Below are 25,778 nucleotides of genomic sequence, written 5' to 3'. Positions count from 1 at the left end.
TTTACTTTTTTGTTGTGCTATCGACTTTGTCGATGGCGCAACAAAAACAATATCAGGTCTACGCATTGGCATTCTATAACTTAGAAAACCTCTTTGACACGGTGCAGGATACCAGTATCAACGATGTGGAATTTACGCCTCGCGGGGCGAACCGATGGACGCCGGGCAAATACCAGAAGAAACAGCAAAACATGGCCAAAGTGCTTTCGCGATTGGGCAAAAAATACTGTCCGGAAGGGCCAGCACTTATCGGCCTATGCGAGCTGGAAAATCGCCAAGTCTTGCAAGATCTAGTAGAACAGCCGGCAATCGCAAATCGCAATTACGGTATCGTACACCATGATTCACCCGATCGTCGCGGTGTGGATGTGGCGCTTTTGTATAACCCGAAAGTGTTTAAGGTATTGCACAGCAAAGTGCTGCCATATCATTTGGAGCGCTTACCAGATTATACCACGCGCGATATATTGTTGGTCACCGGTGAGCTTGCGGGTGAAGAGATTCATGTATTGGTGAATCACTGGCCTTCGCGTTATGGTGGCAAATCATCGGAATTACGTGAGCACGCTGCCTCAATAGTAAAATCTGCCGTGGATTCTTTATACGCGCAAAAGCCAACTGCCAAGATCATTATCATGGGCGATTTGAACGATGATCCGATTGATAAGAGCGTGCGCGTTGTACTAGATGCAAAAAAATATCCTGATCAAGTAAGTGAAGGTGGATTGTACAATACCATGTGGCAACATTATGATCGTGGTGTAGGTTCACTAGGTTATCAAGGTAAATGGAATCTTTTCGATCAAATCATCATCTCAAAACCATTGTTATCCGAAGATCGCGCCAACCTTTCCTATTGGAAATCCGAGATCTTCAATCAAGAGTTTTTGATCACACAAGAAGGGCGTTACAAAGGATATCCTTTCCGTACTTTTGCGGGAAATGTATTTCAAAATGGTTATTCGGATCACTTTCCGACCTTGATTTATTTGGTAAAAGATTTAAAGTAATACCACTTAAAGCGAATGATGCTACGGCACCGATATATCCTACTTGTATTAAGCACCTTGTTTGCTTGCCAAAAGGCGACAGACGAGGTGCTTCCTGCTACGCGGACGGTGATGGTGTATATGGCGGCCAACAATTCGTTGGCAGCTGATGCCTATAATAACCTGAATCAGATGGAAGCAGGTTTTACCGGGATTGATGGCGAAATGATTGTATACGCACGCATCTTCGGACAGCAGCCCAAAATTTACCAGATCGTACACGATACCAGTACAGAGATTAGGAGTCGTGTGCTAAAAACATATGCAGATCACGATTCTTCTGATCCGGATATTATGCGCATGGTATTTACCGATATGCAAAGCCTGGCACCTGCGCATTCTTACGGCGCGATCCTTTGGTCGCACGCCACGAATTGGGCACCTGCCGAGCTGCCGCGCAAAGCGACCATCGTGACCCGATCTTTCGGCGACGACAACTTCCGAAGTATGGATGTGCAGGCTTTGAAGAAAGCTTTGCCAATCAACTTAGATTTCTTGATTTTTGATGCCTGTTCCATGGCTTCTGTCGAAGTGCTGTACGAGCTACGGCATATTGCTCCTTATATTTTGGCTTCACCAACCGAAGTGCTCAGCGTAGGCATGCCTTATCACGAGATCAACCAAATGTTGTATTATCCTGATGTCAAATTCGGATTGCAGGAGATTGCACGAAGCTACATCGACTATTATAATCAGAAATCGGGCTTGGAGCAGTCGGCCACATTTTCTCTGATCGACACCAAAGCGCTTTCAGTCTTGGCAGAAGTGACCAAAGAAATATTATTGACGCACCCAAATCTTCGATTCAGCCGCAGTGGTGTACAGCGACTAGATTTGGACCGTAGTAGTCCTGTGATGGCATTCGATTTTCTAGATATGTTCCAACAACAGCAAGGACAAGCCTTTGACTTATCAAAATTAGAATCCGCGATTAATCGTGCTGTCTTGTACAAAGCGCATACTCAAAACTTCTTAGGGCAGCCTATTCGCGCATTTTCTGGTCTTTCGACTTATATTCCAGTTACCGAAGAAGCACAACTTTTCCCCTTCTACTCCAGCTTAGAATGGGTCAGCGCAGCGGGCTATGAGCAGTTGTTGAAGTAGAACTATTGTAGCATTTTCATAATGCCTTCATTTACGTTCAATCAATCATATCAAACAATTATTTCCAACAAAGAAAATTATGTTCATTATATTTACAAGAAATATTGGTGGTGTAGTAGATTAGATTTTGCTACCTTGATACGATAGACATATGAACCGAATCAAAACAGCTCAGTTTATTGGGAAAGCAATACGTATAGTTAACAAAAAAGCCTACTACGACTTCTTATTGAATATATTTTCTACACCACCCAAAAGTAAAACTTTGCCGCCGGCTTCCGATATAACCTTCGACGCAACTAGTGTAAAGTTGGAAGAATATGCCAAAGAAACCCGTTTTACCATGTATAAAAAGTTGGCTTCACGTTCGGTTATTATTTTTGCGCATGGCTGGGGTGGAAGCATGCAAAACTACAAGTACTTCTTTCAGCCAGCGCTTGATCGGGGCCTCAGCATGATAGGATACGACGCGCCAGCACACGGCGCTTCCACAGGCAAGAGGACACATATCCTCGAATTTAAAGACACGGTCAAATACTGCTTGAACGAGGTTAAAGATTACGAGCAAATCATCGTTGTTGGACATTCGCTAGGCGCAGCAGCAGCAACGTTGGCTATTATGGAATCTCCAGAAATCAAGGTAGAACATCTGTTTTCATTGGCAGCTCCGTCGGATCTAAGAAAGATCTTTGATGATTATATCACACTGATGAATGTATCTGCTCAAGACGCATCAAAGATAGACTCCTTTGTCAAAAACAAAATCAAGCTCGATTTTAGTGCAGACAATTGGCGCAAGAAATCAATTCCAGACCATTTGGCTAACTTAACATTAATACACGGCAAAAATGACGACGTCATCACGACCGATGCTATTTTATCGCTAGCGAAAGAATGGCGATTAGACTTAGAAAGAGATGTTCGTCTTTTAGACGAGGTAGGTCATTATAACATTTTGAAAAGTCCAGCAGCTATCGAAGAAGTCTTCTCGAAAACATAGTAGCCAATTTAGTGCTCTCTAAACGATCTAGGGGTTAGATTTGTTTGATTTTTAAAAAAATTTGAAAAATAAGCGTGGTCTACAAATCCCAGCTCAAAAGCAATTTCTTTGATAGAAAGATCCGTAGCCTGTAATAGGCGTTTTGCCTCGAGCAAGATTCGTTGTTGAATCAGCTGCGTAGCAGATATGTGGAGACTTTTCTTGCAAAGGACATTGAGATAATTAGCTGATATATTCAGTCGCGAAGCATAATAAGAAACCTGTTTTTCTTCTTTAAAATGTTGATCAATAAGCATCGAGAATTGAACTAATCTCGGGTTAGCTTGATAAACCTTCGCTTCTGTAAAAAGGGATTCGGCGGCCTTACTGACAATTGCCGCAATTACCGCTGCTCGTGCGCTAATCACATCTTGCAGTGAATACGTCGCTCTCAACTCCTGTTTAATCGCATCAAACTCATACTGCAGCAAATCAAAATTTTCTTGGGACAATGGAATGACTGGATGATTGATGTAATTGGAAGGTGAAAAACGTAAATACGGTGAAAACCGTTCGAAAAACAGTTTATCAATCATTAATTGATACCCAGTCGTATCTGGCTCAATACGCCAAGTGTGCACTTGATTGGGAAAGAGAACATGTATTTGTCGATCGCCAATAGCATATTCCTGAAAATCGATCGTATGAACTCCCTTAGCCTGATCGAACAAAATAATGATAAAGAAATCGTGCTTATGCGGTTTGAGAATGTGCCTTTCACCATGCAATTCATTATATAGCAATCCCTTGCGGCCAGCAGCCTGTCCATTTCTGAACTCTTGTATACCAAGTATAGGTACAGATTTACTTTCAGAACTCATCTTTATTCGCTGTAGTACAATTGCTTATCCTTAGCAATATAAGCAAAGATGATATAATATTTTGCACCTAAATATGATGAAACCAAGATATGCTTCTTAATAATACGTCTGCTCGGATTTATAATTTGTGTAGACAAAGAATGGTCTTAAACCTTACTTCGCTAATAGTTTCACTATTTTTTGTACGACCTCTTCTTTGAGCATGCTATTATGCCAAAATTATCAATATTACAAGTGATGGAATGATTTTTACACAACGCACAGCTTTAGAAAAAATATCTTTGTATAATTAGATTTAATGGAAATGAAGCACTTTGATATATCACGCATGGATTTTTTGAAAAAATCCAGTTTAGGACTTATGGGGATGTCAATCACACCTGAACTATTGAGTTCTACTGCAACAATAAGCCATGCAATAGAAAATAAATCGGGACGCTCTAACCAAAGCAGTTACACACTGAAAAATGTATTATTGGAAACAGGTTTTGAGTATGATGACAAAGAGGTTGCTCATACCAAGACCGAATTATTCTGTGTAACGATTACTGATGGTAAGATCACTAACATTGCAGCCAATGAACCTAATACCACCACTGCCATAGATGCAAAAGGATTTCTAATGCTTCCTGCTTTCAAGGATATGCACATTCATCTGGATAAAACTTTTTACGGTGGCGAGTGGCAAGCCGTCCGAAAAAGAACAGGCGGTGTTAAGGGCATGATCGACCTGGAGCAGCAAATCTTACCAGAGATGTTAGCGACATCGACACAGCGTGCCGAAAAGCTAATAGAACTACTCCAATCACAGGGCACCAGCTTTGCAAGAAGTCATGTGAACATCGAGCCAACTTCTAAATTACAGTCGCTCATCAACCTACAACAAGCGTTGGAAAACAAAGCAAGTGGTTTCGGAGCCGAATTGGTGGCATTTCCCCAACACGGCGTTTTCTATACCAACTCTGTTCCGTATATGAAGGAAGCCGCACAGATGGACATTGATTTTATTGGTGGTGTAGATCCCTATTCACTTGATGGCGCCATCGAAAAAACAATGGACTTTACCGTACAATTGGCACTGGATAACAAAAAAGGTATCGACATCCATCTGCATGAATCGGGAGAGTCGGGATTGAAGACTGTGGAATACCTGATCCAAAAAGTAAATGAAAATCCAGTATTAAAAAATAAAACTTATCTAAGTCATTGTTTTGTGTTGGCCAATATCGAGGCTTCTAAGCAAGAAGCTATTGCAGAACAGCTCGGTGCGGCGCAAATAGGTATAGTATCAACCATTCCTTTTGGAAAATTGATCATGCCGATCCCAACTTTGTACAAGCACAACGTGACCGTATTAACCGGAAATGATAGTATTATTGATCATTGGAACACATTTGGAAGCGGTAGTGTGTTGCAGAAAGCCAATGTAATGGCACAACTCTACGGCTATTCTACAGAATTTCTACTATCCCGAAGCCTCAAACTCGCGACAGGCAACGTACTTCCATTAGATGATAATGGCATGCAGCAATGGCCAAAAGTGGGTGATCCTGCCAATATCGTGCTTGTAGATGCTAGTTGTTCCGCAGAAGCCGTTTCGCGTATTTCTCCTGTGGAATCGCTGATCCATCAAGGTACTATTGTTTACTAAAATCGATTAAAATGTAAACCAAAAATAATAATAAAAGTAGCTTTCTTTGGCTTATTGTCGTTCTGTCAGAGAACCAACTGAAGCTTGAAACATGAAAATGACGACTTACACCCTCTTATTATCCTTATTAATAGGTTTAAGCGCCTGTTCGAAAAGCGAATTCGAGTATCAAGCTGCTTATGAGCGTAGTTACCGAGCCTGGCAAGACTTCAAGCAGAGCAACAATAACTCCTACTCCTATACCGTGCGTAATAGCACTTGGACAGGTTCGTCTTGGCAGACTAGCATCTCAGTAGATCAAGGTCGCATCGTCAGCAGGGATTTTCATTATCTCGTATTCAATAGTTTTGAAATACCCACTGGCGGATGGACGATAAAGGAAGCAACCGAGATTGTCGATTCGCTTACTGGTCAAGCAATCTTCAATTCGCAAACGCCAGAAGAATTGCTTAGTAAATTACGCTGGACAGAAAAAGATCATGAATTAGGTATCCATGAAATTAGTCCTGCGGCGGAACTAATCACTATGGATGACGTATATGAGCTTGCAAAAAATCAATGGCTAGCGAAACGCAAGGATGCCAATTTTTCTTTTGAAACAAAAAATAATGGTATAATCTCTTCTGTCGGCTTCGTTCCAGAAGGATGTATGGACGATTGTTTCTTCGGCATACACATTATTGACATTAAACCAAGATAATGCAATAGTCGCCTAACAAATAGTTACATTACAGAACTTGTTATCAGCGCCTTTTATGCTCTTCCACTTCCTTCTTGATTTGCTGATTAAGATCAATTTTAGCGTCGATAAAGCACAAGATCGTCGTTCCAAATTCTCTGGAATGCACATTGGTGACAGAGCCAACTTCGATGGATTGCTCAAAGTAAGGCGCAGTTTTTTCTAACTCTTCTTTAGCTTCCCAACCACTTTTTACGCGAATATAGTTGTAATATGGCGTGGAAAAATCAAACCAGTATAGATAATCAGCATTGAAAGATACCGCACGAATGCCCAGTTCAGAATAGTAATTAATTGCTCCCGCCTGTCCATAATTATCACAGAGAATCAAGCTATTGCTTGCGTTTGGAATAATACTGTAAATGCTATCGACTTTGCTAGCTAATTCTTTCCAACCCAGCATGTCTGCAAAATCTTGGGGAAGAGAATGCTCTTTGCCATCTTCCCAAGTCAATAAGCCAAACCTGCTATACTTTTCTGGATTGTGCACGATGTACTCCGGACTTTTGTTGGGAAAAGCGACATCATAGATAGGTAAGAAGCAAACCGCAGCAAGCACGATCAAGCTTATTTGAATCAGGCGACCAACTCTACTGCTAAGTAGTGATGATATATAGACAGATCCAAAGGCGAAATAAATAGGATAAAGTCCAATCGCGTAATAGTCCTTGGCTCTAAAAAAGAGAAAGATGATCAGCGTGAAAATAAATGAGCAAAAGAGTGAGCGATATTTTCGAAAAGGAACATACCTCATTAACGCGTATAAACCTACTAAGATGATGGGAAAAGTTGCTGGGAAGAATAAAAACTGTGAACGCATGAAATTCCACCTATTCACATGAACAAGATGCGTCTCAGCAAGCTCCTTCATATGCTGAAACACCGGAAACTCATGTGTATACTGCCAAATGAGATTAGGAAGGATCAATACAAAAGCAATCGCCGCGCTGTAATACAACCTGCGATCGGTAAATATTTTCCAATCCCGGCTTGCTATGATAGCTGGTAGAATACCCAAAAGTAGAAAGGCGATGTTATACTTATTTAGAAAACCGATGGCAAATGTGACTGCTAGTGCGTAGAGCCATTTCCCCTGGTGATGCTGCAAGTATTTGATAAAGAAAAAATAGCTTGCCGTCCAGCATAGCACATCTAAAGAGTTGGGCTGATAAAGGATATTTAGCCGAAATAAAACTGAAAAGGTGATACAACCCGCCCCGAGCAGCAGGGCTAAAAGGTTACCTTTTAATGCTTCAATAGTTCGACCCACGACCAAAATGGTAAGTGCGCCAAAAAGTGTTGGAAAAAATTTGATCCAAAACACTGAATTGCCAAGCAACTGAACCAAATAAGAAATCCAAGAAGTAACAGGCGGAACTGAAGTATATCCCCAAGCCAAGTGATTCGCTTGATCAAGATGTAGAAATTCATCACGCTGCAATTCGTATTCTGATCCGATCAGCGTATACTGAATAATGAATTTCAGTAGGATGAATCCAATCAGAATAAGATTATTACGCATGTTTTTAATGATTTATTGAGATTGGATAGTCTTATTTTTAGAGATCGCGTTTACAATCGCTTCCGCTGCTTTTCCTTTTCAACTTGAATGGCTATTAATTGAGGCAAGTAATTGGGTGTACAATTTTTTGCTACCATCTCATCTTTATACAACCCCGTACGTTCTCCGAGATCGATGCAGCGTGCTCTATATTTCTCTTCAAAAATTCCGATTTGTCCGGCCAGGAAATTCATGATCCATTGTACTTCCCCAACTTCCTTCTCGATATCTTTTTCAATGGTGGAAAGCAATGCTTCGCTGTTGGGCGGTGGTGTCTGGCCAACCCAGCGCAAACGCGCTTGGTAATAATAGTATGTTCGCCTTTTTAAGGAGGATTTGCTATGCTGCCAACTTTCGATCATGGCAATAGTCTTCTTGTCTTTCGCCAGTTGATTGGCAAACAGCCAATCGATGAGATGAATTTGTTCGCTAGCACTATTTTCAGCCATATCATCGATCAAACTATCTACCAACTCTTCCGTCAGAAGCTTTTTGTCCATGATCAAAATAGCCAATTGCCGAGCGTGTGCATTTTTCGATGCCCAAAGCTCTAACGCTAAAGCATGATCTTTCTTCACCTCTTTGGCGATAGCGCGCAAATCACCGAGTTTGGTATGCTTGGCGGCAATCTGCGTTAGGATATTTTCAGCTTTTGAGGATCGTTTCATAGTGATATCGGTATTGGTTAATGGCCTTATTGGCAACTTAAGTTACTATTTCATCGACAGAATCTCTATCCACGCCTAGAAGTGTTAATATGGTCTTCGCTTTGTGCTTGTCTCTTTTGATTGCATTATCATATTCATCCATCAATCCGGTAATATATAACCTTTCGTTAACTGTCATACCGCCTACGCCGCCTACTTTAGTAACAGCCTCTTCCATTTCAGATTGTGTCATAATATTTGAATAGCTAGATGATTTGCTTATAAATAGTTACATGAAACGAATATACAAAAGTTTTCCAAAGACATTCATAAGATGCGGCTCTAAAGCAGTTGATTTATAATCTTTTACGTGCTCGATATTTCTCCCACGCTCGAGCATGATGGTTTTTAAACCTTTCTCGGTCAGCTCTTTCGCAGCCCAACCGCCGCTAATACCCGACCCTATGACGATAGCGTCATAAACATTATCTTTTCAATTTGCACATAATGATTTTATTGTGCAAGTATTTGTACAATAGGAAAGCAAGGTGTTACACGGAGGCAGCCATGTATCTCTCCAGAATGAGGTTGATATCTTGCCTTTATATTAGGGTAAGGGATTGATTACGAAAGGGATCGAGTATCTCGTCGGTCGTATCCAAATTGGTAATAAGTACATCCACCTTATCGAGCGGACAAATTTTGAAGGGTTCGCCTAGTCCTAATCGTTCTTGATTGGCCAGTGCCACGATTAGCTTTGCAGATTTGACCATGGCTCGCTTTACCACCGCATCTTCTGCCACGACGGCAGATACACCGAAGGCGGTATCTACGCCACAAGTACCCATCAGATACAAATCGGCCACATAGTCTTCGACTTGAGCAGCAGCGGCTGCGCCGACTGTACTTGCTGTTTCTTTATTCAATTGTCCGCCCAGCAATACCAATTCTACATTCGGATAATTGGCCAATATTGGCACCAGCATCACATTACTCGTGACGATGCGCAATCTGGAGTTGATCGGCAAATAATTGACAATAGCACAGATCGTAGTACCACCATCCATGAAAATGGTCATACCATCATGGATGAACTGCTGGGATTTCAGGGCTATGATTCTTTTTTCATCTTTAAGATGGGTATTCCGATCTTGGAAAGTAAGCGGGTTTTTGGATCTTTTCATCGCTCCGCCGCGTACTTTAGATAAGAGGCCATTTTTATGAAGTAAGTCTACATCCCGACGAATGGTATCTTCAGAAACGCCTGTTCCCAAAGCCATATCCTCGTAGGTCAAAAGATCTTTTGTTTCCAGACCTTTAATGATATATTCAAATCTCCGTTCTCTTAGCATATGTCAAAACAAGCGTTTTTATTGATTGCTTACAAAGATTTTTCTCCTAATATATTTTCGCACCGGTTCATCATAGCATTTTAAGGCTGCGTAACCCAATGCGATAGACAAGCCGAACGTCAGCAATCCGTACACTACCGTCCACAACTGGAAATCACTCTCCCCACGATGGTCACTGATCCAAGCACTATACAAATAGATAATAGGAAAGTGTGTGATGTAGATTGGGTACGATAGATCGCCCAGAAACTTACAAACGGTACTTAGCACATTTTCTGCTGAGACCGCACTGGCACCGATGTAGATGATGAGCGGAAACATGACGGTGATTACAAAGGTTTCATAAACTCCATTCATCCAAATTGCGTCATCACCTCCTAATCTAGGCACAAACAAAAGGACCAACAACAGCAAACTACCGCAACAAAATGAGGTAGTGAATAGACCAGCCGACGAATGGAATGAGTCGATCATCATACAGAATGGCGATACACTTCAATTTTTCATAAAAAGAAAACGGCAGAAATAGACTACAACTCGAATGAGTGGTCGGATATGTTGGCAAGCAGCCATTTCACGAAAGGTTTTGCGGATTATGGTAAAAACAGAAAAGGCAAAATCGGCTTACAAGATTGGACGCGAGGTGTTTCTTTCAGAAACCTAAAAATCAAGCCGCTGTAGCTTTTGTTTTTACAGCTATTTCGGATCGAATTACGTCCTTGACACTACAGGGAAGTAATTCGATTTTTTATTGCTAGGTTACCGCAAATTTCATTTATATTGCCACAAACAAATACCTCATCTTCAATGAGCTAAACCAATAAGCACCTCTAGATTCGAATCCGCATGAAACTGACTTTAAAAAATAGGCTTCCCAGTATCAGCAGCATCTTCACTGAATTGATGATAAGTACAAAACGCTTTCCTGCCGAATGTGTCTATGCTTTGATCGGCGCATTTGCGGCACTACAATTAGTCAGAGATGATGTATTGGACTCTGGCAATGGCATTTATTGGATTCGTTTACTTATGCTAGCTGCCATAGCATTTCCCCTAAACCTTTCTATTTCCCTGCTACTCGCCAGAAGAAAAACGTGTTCGCTAGGACAGTTTTGGATAATAAAGTCGCTCATCGCCATGGGGAGCATCGTTTTCTTTTTTGTATTAGATCCCGAATCGTATCCACAGGATTTCGTGCATTTCTGGTTGCTATTTATTGCAGTCGTTTTGCTCGTTTCATTTGCAGCATATCTTCAGGATGGCGATACACTAGCGTGGTGGCATTTCAACAAAATTCTAATTATTCGGCTGCTTACTGGCGCACTTTACAGCGTGGTATTAGGGGCAGGTTTGAGCGCGGCATTTGCTACTGTCGATAAGCTACTCATTGAAATGGATTGGGTATACCTACGCTACATGTGGGTGTTTATTTTCACCGTATTTTTCCCATTATATTTTCTTTCAGGTGTACCAAAACGATTTGATGCTTCGCTGTTGATACAGCATTACCCACGAGGACTCAAATACTTTAGCCAATATGTCCTGATCCCGTTGGCATTCGTGTATTTGATGATTTTATTGGTATACGAATTCAAAATTCTCGTACAATGGCAACTACCAGACGGAATGGTTTCAGCGTTGATATTAGGCTATTCTGGCATCGGCATTTTAAGCTTACTATTGATCTATCCGATCAGAAATAACCATGAAAATGCATGGATCAGATCTTACAGCACATACTTTTACGTGTTTTTGACCCCACTATTCGTGCTTTTAATGCTAGCCGTACTGAAACGAGTAAGCACGTATGGGATTACCTACCAACGCTATCTTTTGCTAGCCATTGCTGCTTGGCTGCTGTTCCAGATTATTTATTTCCTAGCTTACAAGCGTGCTACCATCAAAGCCATTCCGATATCATTGTTTCTGTTGGCACTTTTGATCAATTATGGTCCGCAAAGCGCCATGTCCGTCAGCTTAGCATCGCAAAAAAAGATTTTATTGCGCCTTTTTGAAAGCGAAGGATTAGTGAGCGATGGATTTTTGCAACCAGTTGCTGAAGACAGCATTGCAGTACCTACAGCCGTGCGCATGGCCAGCTCACTCATGTATATTCTAGATAATTATCATCCGGAGGTACTACAATCCATTTTGCCAATCGATCTGGAAAAACAACGAGATCGGATCAGCAAAGATCAGGTACTAGCTGCAAATAATACGAACACTTACCGCAACGCAAGGTATGAGCTAAACAACCAGATAAAACGCGATCTCCATCTGGACAAGTTTGCTTATTACGGAAGATTCAATCAAGATGATTCCGATTTGCTAACGATGAGTTACCACTTCAAATCATCATCATCCACGATAGACATCCGTGATTTTCAATATGTAATAGAGCAACGCCCCTACCCCGACTCCACACAAATCGACACGGTAAATAATTTGCCGTACCGCCAAAGCAAAGATGCCCAAGCTTCTACAGTAACACTTCGTGTAGGAGGCGTGGATTATAAGTTTGTTGTCGCAGAATTTATCCGCCAGATTGTCGAAAAACAGCCGGATCAGTTGAAGAGTTATGAAATTAGCACACCTGACCAAGGTTTTACTAAGCAATATGCTATTCCTAGCTCATCACTTAGGCTAAGCCAGAAGATTGGCCAGTTGGAAGTAATGCTGCAACTTCAAGACATTTCTTTTGATTACAAGAAGAACAAAGAAATCACCATTCATTCGGCACGTGGCGCATACCTGCTCAAATTTAACGGAGACGTCAACTAATTGCATGTTGTTGAATCTATGTATTTAAGCATCTGAAAGAGCTATCGTGTGATTGTAGGCGAGTGGTGCAAAAACGAAGCAATTCTAGTTCTTAATCAATTCAATAGCTTTTTCGAGCAATTCGTCTCTTCCTGCTTTTATCCCATTGATGGTTGGCTTCACTTCGATATCAGGCACAATACCAACGCGCTGCGTTTCTGTACCGTCTGGATAATAGACACCTATTCCCGAGATCATCGTTCTGAGACCGCCTGGCAAGTCAATGATGGATACATTTCCGTCCGCTCCTGCTGTAGTGCTGCCAATTATGGTTGTATTTTTCCCAGCTCTAAAAGCCATGGCTGTATACTCGGCTTGACTTTGCGTCAGCTCATTCACTAGCACAATGAGCTTTCCGGTATAAGTTTGGCCTTGCCGATCTATGAAAGCACTTTGGCTTACGGTAAATTCTCCTGGGTTATTTATATTCCCAGCAGTGAATCGCACAAATGGTGTTTTAAGAGCTACAAAATAAGAACCCAAACTAAAGGGCACGAAAGCCGACGGATAGTTGCGAATGTCAATAATGATCCCTTTCGTATTTTCAAATTCACGCTTGATTTGTGGAACATCGGCATCCTGAATGGTTTGCAATGTCACATACCCTATATTATCCTCAAGCATTTTGTACGACTTTTCTTTGCTCGGTTTATACGAACCATACATACTCAGGCTATCTCGGGGATACAATTGAATTGTTTTCGTCCCATTGTCGTTGCGATCGGTTCTATATTCTATTGTCATTTGATCAATAGTAGAACGTAAAAGATCTGCAGATAGATTTCGTAATCGTGTAGGCTTATTGGATGCTGGATAATATTTGGACTTTTCTTTAATAATAGCTTCAATAGATTGACCATTAATCTCGGTGATCACGTCACCAATTTTTATACCTAAGTCACTTTTTAAATCATCTTTGTAATAATCGGTCACCACCAATTGATCTTCTACAAAGCCCACGCGTATCGGAGCATAATTCGTACCCTTCCAAGCTTCGATTTTATCGCCTCCACTCCAAAGGTTAGCGTGCGTATCTTGAATATCCCCGATAATCTGCAAGGCGACCAATTCATAACTCAGTTCATCTTTCGCCTGCACAAATACCGGTATATACTCTGCTAGCTTCTTATTCCAATCTTCATCCATTAACTTCTTGTACGGAAAAAAATACTGGATCATATTCCAATATCGGTAAAGAGATAGCAATCTAAAACCTGCATCTGGATAGCTCATTTTCGAATAGGCATTCTCGTTTTTAAACACTGGATTCCCAACTCCCGCAACCATATCTAAATAATAGTGATCGCCTTGGCTGCGATTACTATAAATATAGAGCAACTTATCCTTCAAGCTAGCACTTTGCTTATCCACCCACGCTAAATCGGGTTTCAGCTTAGCATCTTTATGAGTTGGTTGGCAGGACTGACAAACAGCGACGTCACCCAATGAACTGATCCAATCAACCAGCAACTGTTCTCTATCTTGCGCCGTTTTCACGTTCACGTATTTTGGTAAAAACCGAAATAGTTCGTAATCCCAATTATAATTCCCTTGGGCAATTTGAGGATGATAGTATTTCAGAAACCCCCAAACTCTACCCAATAATTCAAGATTGGTGATCTGTTCGTTAGATAAACTCTCCAACGCTATCCCAGAACCTTTATCAAACACGGAGTCAGTTTGCGCCTTTGGTAATATGATTTTTTCTTCTGCTAAGGTTTGAACATCTTTGCCATCAATAGAAACCGTAAAATCATCAAACCAAGCTTCTCCCTTTCCAGCAAGGATTCCCGCTATCAAAATATTCTTTGCTCCCTCAGGATAGGGAAGCGTGATATTATACTCCTGCCAATCTCTCGTCCCAGTTATTTGTTGGCTTTGCATATTGTCAAAAGCAAGCGTACCTGCGGCACCATCTATACGCAGCATCAGACCCGCGAATCCATTCTCTACATTCGTGATTTTCATAAAACCTTCCAGCTTAATCGTCTTGCCTTTATAATTGGCTGGAATGCTATAAGCAATACTTCCAAATGAATTGCCAGAACTGTCTGATGTGATCTTTCCAGATTTTGCGCCCGAATGAACCAAACTATCTATCGTCAGCACATAATCACCCCATTTAAACCATCCGTCAGAAAGTGCTTTGTCGTCTTTGTGCTGCTCAAATCCAAGGTTGTACTTTTCGGTTGTTTGGGCTTTACAGCCTAGAGAAAAAATGGTGAGGCAGATTAATACTAACTTGTTCATTAGTTGGTTTAGTTTGTAATTTTCAGAAGATGGTTTTATGTTGGTAAGGCGCAGCTATTAGTGAGTTCACCAAACATCTCCTAAAATACAAATTTCTATTGAACAAGAAAAAGCTAATCACTTTCTGCGCGTAGCTTTTGAACCTGCAAGATATTATTTTGAATGTCTTTCATTATACTATTGGCCCACCAGCTCGCATAAAGATTAAAAGTGGTGGTCAATTTAAAATTACTCCACAAGTGCAATCTATAGGTTTTATCGTTTAACGCTTCGAGCTCGTAAGTACCATTGAGCACATCAAAATACTTACCACCAACCACCAAATGCTCATCCATCGTGGTTAATGGGATTTCGTGTGGCAATGCTTGTATGGTGAACGACATTTTCTGATTATCCACATACTCCGTAACCGTCTCATGGAATACCAAACCATTGGTAAATATGGCTTCTCGGTATGCTCCTACGCCTTCATAGTTTAGTTCCGCTTTTACAGGTCTTGGGAAATGCAACATATTGGTCAACCAACCTTTATCCTGTTCTTTGGGAATCTCTTTCACACGCGTTACATTATCCCAGATTTTGTCTGCCGGTGCATCAATATCGATATAGGTGTATGCTTTATATGCAGAGGTATGGGCTCCGATGTAATTCTCCAACGGCGAAATAACGAATGGCAAAAGCGCCAAAATAGAGAGGTATACTTTAGTATCTTTTTTCCTGAGCTTGAAATATCCACCGATCAATCCACCAATGGATGATGCGAGTAAGAAAATAGGCAAGATCATCAATAAGCAAGGCCACCCTTCAATTGCAAAGATGAAGGTGATGACTAAGAACCCAAAAATCGGTAACCAAGGAGCAAAAAAGCGATAGGAAAACTTCTGCACTTTTTCTCGATCAGAGAGATACACAGTTAATGCGCCAACAATAAATGGCAATAAAAACAAGAATGTTGTAGACATCATTGTAAACACGTTTTCCCACGTGGACACACCGAAAACAAAGCGTAATAATAAGGCGTAAATTATCGGAATCGTGATGATTTTTAACGTGGTTAGTAGTTTTTTTTTATTCATAGCTGGTTGGTGGTCGAAAACCTAAACGCTATAATACGCAAGGAGTTTTGATAGTTTCGTCTAAAAACCTTCAAAATAAGGTTTTAAAATTGACACTTCTTTTATTTCTTATCTGGTACAGGAATGGGTGGTATAGTATCTAATTGGGTATTTTCTTCGGCTTCTACTTGATTGTAAGGATTTTTATACGATTTCTCAGATTCTTCACAGCTAGTAAAGAAAATACTGTTGGTGCTGGGCTGCAGACTACTGATATCCAAATTGGTTTTACGTGTTGCCTTTATACTCACGTATTTTTTGAGAAAGCGTGTGTCGTGATAAGTTGTTGCGCGAAATTCACTTTCTTCTTCCGTATTCAATGTATCTACAAGCAGGTTTGAATTCTCATCCCACGCATAATTTTCTGACTCTAAACCAACCATATTGTATCTTTCATTGGCATAAACGGCCTCTTGATCTTGTGCGGAAATATCAGACCTATTTTCCATTTGTACAATTTCCGCCCATTCATTCACTTCTTCTTTTGGTGTAAATGGCAAAAGACGGTCTCCAAAATTGGCGGATACTTGCAAAAATTTAACTTCTTCTGTTGTTTCTTGCAGTAGTCCTTTAAATGGTAAATAGTAACGAGTAGGTTTGTTGAACACGAAAATAAAATCGTTGTATTGATCATTGGCAAACTGCCAATGGTTATCAATAGTTAAATCTCCAAAAGCATCGTCATATTCATCCTTGTTAAGATTAAATGTGATACTATGAGGTTTATTTTCTCGATGATAGACAAATGGCCAATCAAAACAGTTTGCATCTTGATTGAAGATTGGTTGTGGCTTTTCATCATCAAACATCACATACGTACCGCCTTCTTCAAAGCCTTGAAACATCATTTGCACCCCATCGCCCAATGCTGGATTATGGAATCCGTAGACAGCAAATAATGGCGGAACATCTGGCGTAAAATCAATTCCATTTTTTGTAATCGCATAACTTCCTAGCACAAACGTAGCATATCCATAGAGTGCAAAACGTCCATTTTCAAACAGTAAAACACCATCACTACTACCGTATTGCCCTGCAATATCTTGGTTATTTTGAGGACTAAGTACCCTGTGTTGAGCAAACATATTTAAAGTTATATTCGTCAATATGGCGATTAATATAAGGTGTTTCATAGCTTCTAGAAGATTGTTAATTAGTCAATCAGTAAACACACGGCACTAATTCTTCATCATTGTGAAAAACAGCTTGAGATTTCATTCTTCTTGAAGAACTAGTCTTTTATCGTAAATCCTTTTGGTGCTTTTAATGGCCCAGCATCATACATATTGATATAGATTGACGTAGTATCTTTAGAACCTTCCCATGTGACGCGATAGTTGTCTAGCATTACTCTGCCAGTGCCCAACGGATCATTTTTGCTCTTGATCGCACAACAGCTGCCTGCTCTATGATACGTAACTTTTTCTCCGTTTGGACCCGCTAAAGCATTTAAAAATCTGCGTTCGTTTTTTGGTCCTTCGTTCGTGGAGACACCGCCTACCTGTATTGGATTTTTTTCAGATAATCCATATGTAGCATCACTTGAAATCTCATGCAACACGAAGGTATTATCATCTTTCAAACTTACCTTGATTACCTCTTGCGGTGTTTCGTATGTTTCTTGTTGTGTCACTTGCTTTTTCGTTGAGCAGGAAAACATGCATAATGATGCAACTACAAATAGTACTTTTTTCATTGTATTGGGTTTGGATTGGAGATAAAGTCTTTTAAAAGTTATTCGGAAATGTGTTTAAAATATTTTTAGGCAAGCATTTTTCACAGAACCAAACTACTAAAAAATCCCACATAATTCACACATGTAAGAAGAAATTGTAAAAAAACTAGCTTGCCACCAAGTTAGATTGTAGTCGGTATTTCATCAATAAATTTGGTTACTAATTACTACGCCACCATCGTTATCAAGGCCGATCCCCGCAGCGCGAAACTTAATTAAAATGAAATAATTGTCATTTTGACTATAATTTTAAAAACACCTTTTTAACACAATTTTGTAAAAAACTCTTCTCGACAACATTTAATTACACAAAAGTATTATCTCGAAATTCTTTAAAATACATAATGCTAATAACAGTTAAATTTCAAGAAATAAACCCATGTTTGAGATTTTTATGAATAACAACTTCGCCATTAATTTTAGGTACAGAATATAATTAAGGCTATTTCATTTTAATAAACGCATAGTATTGATACATATATTAGAAAATTTAAATATATCAAATTATAAAAATTTTATTTTTTCACATATTAGAGAATCGACTTTTACACGTTTAAACACATTTAATAAGTGTTTTTACGATGTAGCTCGAGCCCTACAATTTGAAATTACACATCCCCAAATCGATAAATATTATCATCAAACTACAGATATTTGCAAACAAATAATGTAATGATATTGAAAATTTTTAAACTATTAATATTTTAATAAAACACGATTCTTGACACTGCATGAAAGCAAACGGAATTTGGAAATATAATGATCCTCCATTTGTTTTTTCACAATTAATTTAATTACGACATGGATTTAAACACAAAAAAAATAAACATTACCAAAACATTAAAGAAGGAACTCTATTTGTCGCCTGTCATATCTGTTAGACACATCATAATGGAGTCAACTTTCGCAGCAGGCTCCTCAAGAATAACTCCCGGTGGAGCAAATTCTGATTTTCAGCCGCAGGTAGAAAACTGGGAAAATATTGGTGGTATAAATGGCACAATCGATGCGTAACGAACGACTATTCGGATATACTTCGAAATACATGACAGCATCTCACTTAGTGATATATTTCACTGTCTTATCGCTCTTCTTAGTTAGCTGTAAAAAAGCGTCCACAGAACTCACTGTCCAAGGAGACGGAACACGCATCACACTCAATTTGATAGGGGTGGATGATACCGTTATGGATGAAGCCCCAAGTCTTAGTAAGGCAAATATTACTAAAAATGGTGATAAGAAACCGACCACTAGTGCTACTGTAGATTCAGACATACTGCTTGAAGAACAGAAGGTTGAGCTGGAAGATGGGACAGAAGCCGTAGTAAGATTTTCAGAAATCTCCAATACTCCCCTAAATTTAACACAAAATTCTGCGAAAAACGCAACAAATAATGGCATATCATCTAGAGCGGCTACTCTCGGAGATATTCCTAAAGGGATAGCATATCGATTGGTTCTGTTTAACAACACAACTGGTGCTTATGTAGCTACTATAAGTGCAATATCTGGCACTTCTTTCACTTTTACAGAAGCAAACAGGAACACAAATTATCGCTGGTTTGCTTATTCACAACATGTAACAATGCCCTATATGGGAGAGTTTAATGTTGGAAACCCACAAATTACAGTATCACCGACCGAAAATGGCCTACTTTATGCGTCCGGAGTTTTTACAACTAGCAATGTCGCAAATGGAGACAATCAGTTGAATATTATTTTTCAGCGGAAAGTCGCGGCCATTGAAATTGTTGTCGATGCGCGAGGGTTGTTTAGCACAATAAATAATATAAATGCAAGAACAAATAGTACCAACGCTCTAAAAACTGGAACATTTGATCTAAATACAGGTCAATATGTAGGTCACGCCAATAGTTCAGACAACACGGTCAGTAATGCTAGTTTCGTTCGATACAATGTCAATCTATTGGATTCCGTAAAGCGCGCTCAAATCTACACAACAGACTCGCAAAGCCCAATACAAAATCTTCAAATCATCCTCACCAACGCAAATATTGATCTTGATTTTGGCGGCACGAGAAACTTTAGTGAACTTACATTTTCGACTGGCACTACTATATCACCGCAATTGGGAAAACGATACCGAATTACTATCACATTGATAACGAGCGCTAAAAACATAAACAACGTGAATTGGGCAAGAGCAAATCTGTTTTACCGCCCATCAGATGGTGGCTATAGATTTAGACACAATAGTTCTCATTTCTATGGAACAGTCGGCGGTAATCCGTTGACTACTTCCGCTGATAATGGAGAGTTTTTCAATTGGCGCGCGAGAACAGCATTATTTAATGATACTCCAAACCAAATAGATCCATGCAATGAGGTATATCCCCGAGGTAGATGGAAAATGCCTACACAAGCAGAGGCTCAATTATTGGCAAATGTGAATGCAACATCAGGCTACCCCAGACGTCGCTTTGAGAGACAAAGCTCAGATACAGAGACAATCCGCTATACCGCCTATATCACAGGTGATAACATCCCTAACGATCCCTACATAATGAATTGGATCACCTTTCTAAGTTATGGTAGAAGAAACCAAGGCAATTATGAGATATCCGAGTTTAACAACTCGTCACTAAACCCAGCATACAGTTACCATTGGACTTCAACCGCTAATGGCACAAACGCAATGGCATTAAGAATGATGGGAAACTTTCCAAATGCAAATAATGGAACCGTCACTTTAGTCGCACAGAACACGATGAATGGTTTTAACGTGAGATGTGTACACAACAACAGCTGGACGCCCGCCGCTATACCAGCTCTTCCTGCTGCAGACTACTAGTCTGGGGTCGATCTTGAAATGGGTCGATTGTTTTCTGATATTCAAGATTGATAAAAACTCGAACAAACTAATAACTGTTCGAGTTTTTTGATGCATTTCATTTTAGATTCATTGTTGTCCGTTTACAAATACTATCCATGGCTTGAGGCTCAGTAAATAAGCTAATCTCGAAGCACAAAACTTCTGTGTTATCTCTTCTTTTTTAGAAAAATCTCAATTACACCATTTTTCCCTTTTTCGCCATACTTATCAGTTGCATTTTTGTCTTTGATCACATTGATAGAGTCTACATCATCTGGTTTGATAGATTGCATTGCTGCCTCGCTCACTTCTTTACCATCTAAAATGAACAATGGTTTATTTCTTTGTGAATCATCTTCATAATACGAATAACAATCTGCGATAATATCTATTCCTACTATTGGTTGTTCTGAATAGTACTTTTCATCAACTGGATATTGAGGTTTTTTATCTTTATTGATTTTAACGTAGTAATAGATCTGTTCACCTTCCTTTATCCCCCAGTAATCAGAACATCCTCGCGAAGTCCAAGCATTCAAACCGGCTTGCCTTGTTAAAATGTCAACCGCTTTTAGCGCACTCATATCTATATAGTTTCCGTTCGGCAAATATCCTTTGAAGGCCTTAGTCAAATGTATTTTTGCAATCATATCTACGTCAGATTGATACTTTTGAAATATTACCCCAGGATATAATTTACTTATATAACCAACTCGATTTTCAAACCTACCGTCTTCCACAAATCCATCAGGACATAGATCCATCTCTTCGACTTTGACCTTCTTTATGCTTGGATCTTTTTGCTTTAAGCCCTCAAGAGTTAATTCACAAAATTGAAAGTCGGAAAGCCTAATGGTATCAGCATTTTGCGCAAGGGAATTTAGCGCAATTATTAAGAATAAAAAGGCGAAAATTCTCTTCATTTTTGATTGGTTGGATAGAAAAATTAAAGTATTTGAAGGCTTCTCAGACGAACGGACTGTAAAGCACAAACATCTATTCAGTATAATTTATTTAAAGTACTGATCATAAAGACTACTAGCTCGCCAATATGGCTTCAAGCTTAAATAGCCCCGGAAAAATCCGCCATTCTCTGCAACGTATAGCGTCCATTTCGTGCATTATCAAAAGTGACAGCCCTAAATAAAAGAAAACATGTCCTGCCATAATGCTCACTTAAGGTTATAGCTCAGCAGCCAGTCTAGCGCAACCATCGCCAAGTAGCATCAAAAGTAAACCCGATCCATAAAGCATTTGCCCTCTATTCAATACCATATTCTCCAAAATATTCTTTTACTTTTTGTCTATCATATTTGTCTTCTCCACGCCAATGTAGCACAAAAGTCCAGTCGTGTTTTCCAGGTTCTTTTCTGTCAAAACGTAAAGGTTTTAGAATGTCTGCACATCCAAGTATTTCCAATAAAATGTGTCGTTCATTTTTCGAACCCTTAAATGCTGTACGTAATCTTTCCCGAAGTTTACTCGGGGTTTCACCATATTCTGAATCGTCTATGACTTTGAGAATATTTCTAAAGATGTCCATGTCATCTTTTGTTGGTGTCGCAATATTTTCTTTTTCAAGTAAGCTCAAGTCAAGCCAGTTGTATAGTCCGCTATGATGTCTTACGCCACCCCATTTTATCCTTTCAAAATTGAGGACATTCAAATCTTCGTGATCTCCATTTCCGTAGTAACAGTCGTGTAAATCCTTTCCTGTCAAAACTCGGTTGGCATTTGCATAACTTCCTAGCCCAGAACGCCAGTCCAGTCGTCTACTACTTAAGCTACAAAGAAATGCGTCAGTAATCATTTTCTTCGAAATTGTCTGGATTACATTGTCAAGTTTTGAAATTAACGCCGCTTTTGTGATTGTCAAAGGGTCAAACATCACGCCTTTTTCTTTGGCATAATTAAAGTCCGCTTCTTCAATTTTACGGTTTTCTTCCCGTAGCCAACCTGCCGACGTCCAGTAAGTTTTAAATAGTATATTCTTTGCTCTTTTGTCCACGGTTTATAACTTTGAAATGCCTGACGAATCTCCACTTGTGAATTGATGATGTTCTTCTTCTCCTTTAAGTTTAGGGAATAATAAAAAGACCAAATACGCTAGAAGTCCAATCCCCAATGAACCAAAAACCCACGGAAGTTTATTCCCGTTTCTCGCTTCAAATGGCTCTGTGTTTGCCTTAAAAATAATATTTTCAGCGGTTGATTTCTGCCCTAATCTTCTTTTGGCTTTATTAAACTCCTCACGGTCATCCGTATTTCCAATGACTTCTAAGTAAGTGAAATTCTCAAAGTTCGTTTTATAAAATTCCTTTTGTGCTTGTTCAGCAAATGCTTTGTATCTGTCGTCCTTTTCCTGATTTGAAAGCCTGTTACTAATTTGTCGTTGATATTTTTGTCCAAGCCAATATTTATTACTGGAAAAGAATGGGTTATCTTGACTTTCTAAAAGTGGCATGATCACATAGATGAACATATTGAGGTTTTCGTTATGTCTACCTGTAACAGATAGCTTATTTTGAACAGCAAAATGCTGCTTGTCAATGTAATATTTTTTTAGAGAATAGTATTTTGTTCTGTCGTGTTGCGAAATTTGAGCAATGTTTTCAAGTTCCGTTAATTTGCCTGTTGCTGTTGCTAAATATTCTTGCGCAATGATGGTCGGAACTGCCATAGCCATACACGCTAAAAACTGATAACCAAAAGATCCTTTGTCATCTTTGAATTGCAACAACTTTAGTCTTGGACGTAGCCAAATATAAACTGGAATAAATGGCAGTGTAAATGGGAACCAAAATTTTAAGATATTCTCTTTGAGTGGTATTCCTGCTTTTATAAATAATACCCAATGCAAAAAGGTATATGTCACCATGAAACCGATTGTTATTAGCAAAAACGGTTTGTAAATAAGCCTTAATTTGTCGGCAAGTCCTTTCATTATTTTCGGTTATTGTCTTTATAGCGATGCTCCTAAAATGGCACATCAAGTTTGGGTTTGGCGGTTTGGGAGGACATTTTTACACAAAAGTTCAATCAAAGGCGTTCAACCCTGCGTTAACTTCGTTGAGCTCGCAAGCTCGGTTTGGTAATACCCTATTATTATTTCAAGAGCCCTGCCGATAATACAAATGAACAAAGTATTCCGCAAATTACTAGGTTGGCAATTAAAGGCAAATATATATTTTCCCTGTCATTACTGCTTGTCATCTTGATGAGACAAAAAAGCAAAGAAACTGGAACGGTATAAAAACTAAGCCAGCTGGTATAAGCAGACAAAAAGAATATTCCTGAAAATATAGTTGTCGTCCAGACAATTGGCATAGCCAATTTAAATAGCGCTTTCCTGAAGAAATATAAAACCAAGCCCAATCCTAAACTCCAAACTGTCAAGATCGAAAGTAAGATATAAGAGGAAAACTTATTCTCTATGCTTTCTGCTAACGCACAAAATCCTACAATTAAATTCAGGAGAACAGCGATTGATAAAAGCCCATTTAATTTTGATTGAAATAATCCATTCCCTACAATCATTTTTAAATCACCCGTATTCAAGTCCCAATATTTTAAAGACCCATCGCCTGAAGCACTAATTAGTTGATTTGTCTTATCAAATGATAAATCATCAACAGAGTTCATAATGTGTCCTTGCAGTGTTCGTATGATTTGTTTTTTCTGCCAATCCCATATTTCAATATCACCACCATCAATCTATAAAAGTAAAAACACTATCCTCTGTTGCAATAACGTTTTTTTGTGGGCTAAAAAGGGGTACACCACAAAAATGTCCAAGTACTTTTATCTCTGACAATGATTTTAAGTCAAAAAGTGTGAGTGAACAAGCGCTATCTACGTACGCTAAAACATCTTGATTGTTAATTGAAAAGTGGGTATGGTCTACGTTAAGTTCCTTTATGACTTTATTTTTCGTCCAATCCCAAATAAACATTTTGTTGTCATAGCCAGCACTAATTATGTATTTGTCTATATTACTGAATGCAACTTTATTTACGCCTTTTGTATGACCATTTAGGGTTTTAATTGCATTTTTGTCTGTTGATGACCAGACTTTAACTGATTTGTCAATACTGCCACTAGCAATTTGTTGACCGCTATGCGAAAAAGCTACGGTCTTAATAGCGTCGGTATGTCCAACGAATTTGTTCGTACACTTTCGTTTATTCCAAAGGAATAATTCGTTTTCGCTTGCACTTACAACAATGCCCTGCTTATTACTGTCCATGGGTAAAACCCAAGATTTGTGTTTTTCAAATTGTCCAGTTATGCCTGCATAGCACATATACCCAACTATCAAAATGACAACTGAAAATAAGAAAAGAGATATTTTGTCGGCAACGGTGGTTTTCATAAGGTTTTGGGGATCTGGCGAAGGTGGGGATTTCGCCAATAATGTTGATGCGGAGCACTGATCCTCCACTTTTGGCAATACCTTGTTAGGCCATCGTGCTTTTATGTCATGTGATTATTTTAGATCTTCGTTAACCATTGCGTTCCTGTCAATTGTCTAAAATTACTTAACACAAGATGACTATAAAACAATTCATACTTTTCAATTTTCCCATATTGTTTGTTGAGTTTTTCGAATGAGTTTGAATAATACTTATTTTCAGACATCACAGAAACAATTTGCTTTCTGAAGTTTATTATAGCTGTTCGATTAGTTTTGTAAGTGTCCCCAAAAAACAGACAGCTTAAAACTGAACTACAATGTTTAAATTTAAGTTGAAAATGAAGAAGACACGTTTTACAGAAACCCAGATTGTCCGTGCCCTTAAAGAGGGTGAAGAAGGACGTAGAGCAGAAGATATCTGTCGGGAACTAGGCATTAGCAAGGGCACTTTTTACAACTGGAAAAGCCGCTACGGAGGCATGGAAGTATCGGATGTGCAGCGTTTAAAAGAACTGGAGGAAGAGAATTCTCGTCTTAAAAGGATGTTTGCTGATTTGAGCGTTAATCATGAGATTTTAAAGGAGGTCATCACAAAAAAAGGCTGGGGCTCCGGGAACAAAAACAGTTAACCCAGGAACTAATCTTGGA

The 25,778-nt window shown here is 39.3% G+C and carries 24 protein-coding genes and 2 pseudogenes; 9 read left to right on the top strand and 17 right to left on the bottom strand.

The genetic code is table 11. The features are described 5' to 3' along the window. Window positions 1-32 precede the first annotated feature (32 nt). The 3 genes from DC487_RS16085 to DC487_RS16075 all read left to right on the top strand — a co-directional run bounded on the left by DC487_RS16085 (window position 33) and on the right by DC487_RS16075 (window position 3,153). Entirely contained in the window at window positions 33-1,010 is a 978-nt protein-coding gene (locus tag DC487_RS16085) for an endonuclease/exonuclease/phosphatase family protein (protein WP_239016408.1), read from the top strand. Window positions 1,011-1,025: 15 nt separating this feature from the next. Next, window positions 1,026-2,153 (top strand): clostripain-related cysteine peptidase, encoded by a 1,128-nt coding sequence (locus DC487_RS16080; protein ID WP_116777000.1) that lies wholly within the window; start codon window positions 1,026-1,028, stop codon window positions 2,151-2,153. Window positions 2,154-2,304: 151 nt separating this feature from the next. Next, window positions 2,305-3,153, top strand: a complete 849-nt coding sequence (locus DC487_RS16075) for an alpha/beta hydrolase (RefSeq protein WP_116776999.1) — start codon at window positions 2,305-2,307, stop codon at window positions 3,151-3,153. Between the two features lie 8 nt (window positions 3,154-3,161). Here the strand turns inward: DC487_RS16075 and DC487_RS16070 are convergent, their stop codons facing one another. Then, complete coding sequence (locus tag DC487_RS16070; protein WP_116776998.1) at window positions 3,162-4,013, bottom strand: AraC family transcriptional regulator; 852 nt, start codon at window positions 4,011-4,013, stop codon at window positions 3,162-3,164. Between the two features lie 298 nt (window positions 4,014-4,311). On the opposite strand from DC487_RS16070, the gene DC487_RS16065 reads away from it, so the two are divergent. Both DC487_RS16065 and DC487_RS16060 read left to right on the top strand, forming a co-directional pair. After that, entirely contained in the window at window positions 4,312-5,664 is a 1,353-nt protein-coding gene (locus tag DC487_RS16065; RefSeq protein WP_239016407.1) for an amidohydrolase, read from the top strand. Window positions 5,665-5,755: 91 nt separating this feature from the next. Further along, the gene (locus tag DC487_RS16060; RefSeq protein WP_116776997.1) at window positions 5,756-6,364 is read left to right on the top strand and encodes a hypothetical protein; all 609 of its coding nucleotides are present in this window, start codon (window positions 5,756-5,758) and stop codon (window positions 6,362-6,364) included. Between the two features lie 43 nt (window positions 6,365-6,407). Here the strand turns inward: DC487_RS16060 and DC487_RS16055 are convergent, their stop codons facing one another. From DC487_RS16055 to DC487_RS16030, 6 genes and pseudogenes are all read right to left on the bottom strand, one after another. Next, the gene (locus DC487_RS16055; protein WP_116776996.1) at window positions 6,408-7,925 is read right to left on the bottom strand and encodes a glycosyltransferase family 39 protein; all 1,518 of its coding nucleotides are present in this window, start codon (window positions 7,923-7,925) and stop codon (window positions 6,408-6,410) included. 50 nt (window positions 7,926-7,975) lie between these two features. Next, window positions 7,976-8,632: a DNA alkylation repair protein gene (locus tag DC487_RS16050; RefSeq protein WP_116776995.1), complete on the bottom strand. Its 657-nt coding sequence runs from the start codon at window positions 8,630-8,632 to the stop codon at window positions 7,976-7,978. A gap of 37 nt (window positions 8,633-8,669) precedes the next feature. After that, window positions 8,670-8,864: a hypothetical protein gene (locus tag DC487_RS16045; RefSeq protein ID WP_116776994.1), complete on the bottom strand. Its 195-nt coding sequence runs from the start codon at window positions 8,862-8,864 to the stop codon at window positions 8,670-8,672. Between the two features lie 57 nt (window positions 8,865-8,921). Next, window positions 8,922-9,083: pseudogene (locus DC487_RS16040) on the bottom strand (hypothetical protein); the annotation flags it as partial. Between the two features lie 130 nt (window positions 9,084-9,213). Beyond that, complete coding sequence (locus DC487_RS16035; RefSeq protein WP_116776993.1) at window positions 9,214-9,963, bottom strand: DeoR/GlpR family DNA-binding transcription regulator; 750 nt, start codon at window positions 9,961-9,963, stop codon at window positions 9,214-9,216. An 18-nt stretch (window positions 9,964-9,981) separates the two neighbouring features. After that, window positions 9,982-10,440 carry an acyltransferase family protein gene (locus DC487_RS16030; RefSeq protein WP_116776992.1) on the bottom strand — a complete coding sequence of 153 codons (459 nt, stop codon included), beginning with the start codon at window positions 10,438-10,440 and terminating at the stop codon, window positions 9,982-9,984. Between the two features lie 369 nt (window positions 10,441-10,809). Here DC487_RS16030 and DC487_RS16025 point away from each other — a divergent pair, with 369 nt between their 5' ends. Then, window positions 10,810-12,744 carry a DUF4153 domain-containing protein gene (locus DC487_RS16025; RefSeq protein WP_116776991.1) on the top strand — a complete coding sequence of 645 codons (1,935 nt, stop codon included), beginning with the start codon at window positions 10,810-10,812 and terminating at the stop codon, window positions 12,742-12,744. An 84-nt stretch (window positions 12,745-12,828) separates the two neighbouring features. Here the strand turns inward: DC487_RS16025 and DC487_RS16020 are convergent, their stop codons facing one another. The 4 genes from DC487_RS16020 to DC487_RS16005 form a co-directional block, all read right to left on the bottom strand. Beyond that, on the bottom strand, window positions 12,829-15,033 hold the full coding sequence (locus DC487_RS16020) for a S41 family peptidase (RefSeq protein WP_116776990.1): 2,205 nt from the start codon (window positions 15,031-15,033) through the stop codon (window positions 12,829-12,831). Between the two features lie 113 nt (window positions 15,034-15,146). After that, window positions 15,147-16,109, bottom strand: coding sequence for an SRPBCC family protein (locus tag DC487_RS16015; protein WP_116776989.1), 963 nt, complete (start codon window positions 16,107-16,109; stop codon window positions 15,147-15,149). A 101-nt stretch (window positions 16,110-16,210) separates the two neighbouring features. Further along, complete coding sequence (locus DC487_RS16010; protein WP_133228667.1) at window positions 16,211-17,281, bottom strand: hypothetical protein; 1,071 nt, start codon at window positions 17,279-17,281, stop codon at window positions 16,211-16,213. Between the two features lie 98 nt (window positions 17,282-17,379). Beyond that, window positions 17,380-17,844, bottom strand: a complete 465-nt coding sequence (locus DC487_RS16005; RefSeq protein ID WP_116776987.1) for a 2-dehydro-3-deoxyphosphooctonate aldolase — start codon at window positions 17,842-17,844, stop codon at window positions 17,380-17,382. Between the two features lie 930 nt (window positions 17,845-18,774). Here DC487_RS16005 and DC487_RS17380 point away from each other — a divergent pair. After that, window positions 18,775-18,897: a hypothetical protein gene (locus tag DC487_RS17380; protein ID WP_262508163.1), complete on the top strand. Its 123-nt coding sequence runs from the start codon at window positions 18,775-18,777 to the stop codon at window positions 18,895-18,897. 31 nt (window positions 18,898-18,928) lie between these two features. Then, window positions 18,929-20,695, top strand: a complete 1,767-nt coding sequence (locus DC487_RS15995; RefSeq protein WP_165799117.1) for a hypothetical protein — start codon at window positions 18,929-18,931, stop codon at window positions 20,693-20,695. 188 nt (window positions 20,696-20,883) lie between these two features. Here DC487_RS15995 and DC487_RS15990 read toward each other — a convergent pair whose 3' ends face one another. From DC487_RS15990 to DC487_RS15970, 6 genes are all read right to left on the bottom strand, one after another. Next, complete coding sequence (locus tag DC487_RS15990; RefSeq protein ID WP_116776984.1) at window positions 20,884-21,639, bottom strand: hypothetical protein; 756 nt, start codon at window positions 21,637-21,639, stop codon at window positions 20,884-20,886. Window positions 21,640-21,754: 115 nt separating this feature from the next. After that, the gene (locus DC487_RS17445; protein ID WP_394341844.1) at window positions 21,755-21,883 is read right to left on the bottom strand and encodes a DUF6713 family protein; all 129 of its coding nucleotides are present in this window, start codon (window positions 21,881-21,883) and stop codon (window positions 21,755-21,757) included. Window positions 21,884-21,977: 94 nt separating this feature from the next. Then, entirely contained in the window at window positions 21,978-22,724 is a 747-nt protein-coding gene (locus DC487_RS15985; RefSeq protein WP_116776983.1) for a hypothetical protein, read from the bottom strand. A 3-nt stretch (window positions 22,725-22,727) separates the two neighbouring features. Beyond that, on the bottom strand, window positions 22,728-23,660 hold the full coding sequence (locus DC487_RS15980; protein WP_116776982.1) for a hypothetical protein: 933 nt from the start codon (window positions 23,658-23,660) through the stop codon (window positions 22,728-22,730). A 161-nt stretch (window positions 23,661-23,821) separates the two neighbouring features. Further along, on the bottom strand, window positions 23,822-24,382 hold the full coding sequence (locus DC487_RS15975; protein WP_262508164.1) for a hypothetical protein: 561 nt from the start codon (window positions 24,380-24,382) through the stop codon (window positions 23,822-23,824). Between the two features lie 43 nt (window positions 24,383-24,425). Beyond that, window positions 24,426-25,088 (bottom strand): WD40 repeat domain-containing protein, encoded by a 663-nt coding sequence (locus DC487_RS15970; RefSeq protein ID WP_116776980.1) that lies wholly within the window; start codon window positions 25,086-25,088, stop codon window positions 24,426-24,428. Window positions 25,089-25,468: 380 nt separating this feature from the next. Between DC487_RS15970 and DC487_RS15965 the strand changes: the two are divergent. After that, window positions 25,469-25,729, top strand: a pseudogene (locus DC487_RS15965) (transposase); the annotation flags it as partial. Window positions 25,730-25,778: the final 49 nt, after the last annotated feature.

This window comes from Sphingobacterium corticibacter, assembly GCF_003076635.1.
Lineage (GTDB): Bacteria > Bacteroidota > Bacteroidia > Sphingobacteriales > Sphingobacteriaceae > Sphingobacterium > Sphingobacterium corticibacter.
This window is presented reverse-complemented; position numbering and strand designations above follow the sequence as displayed.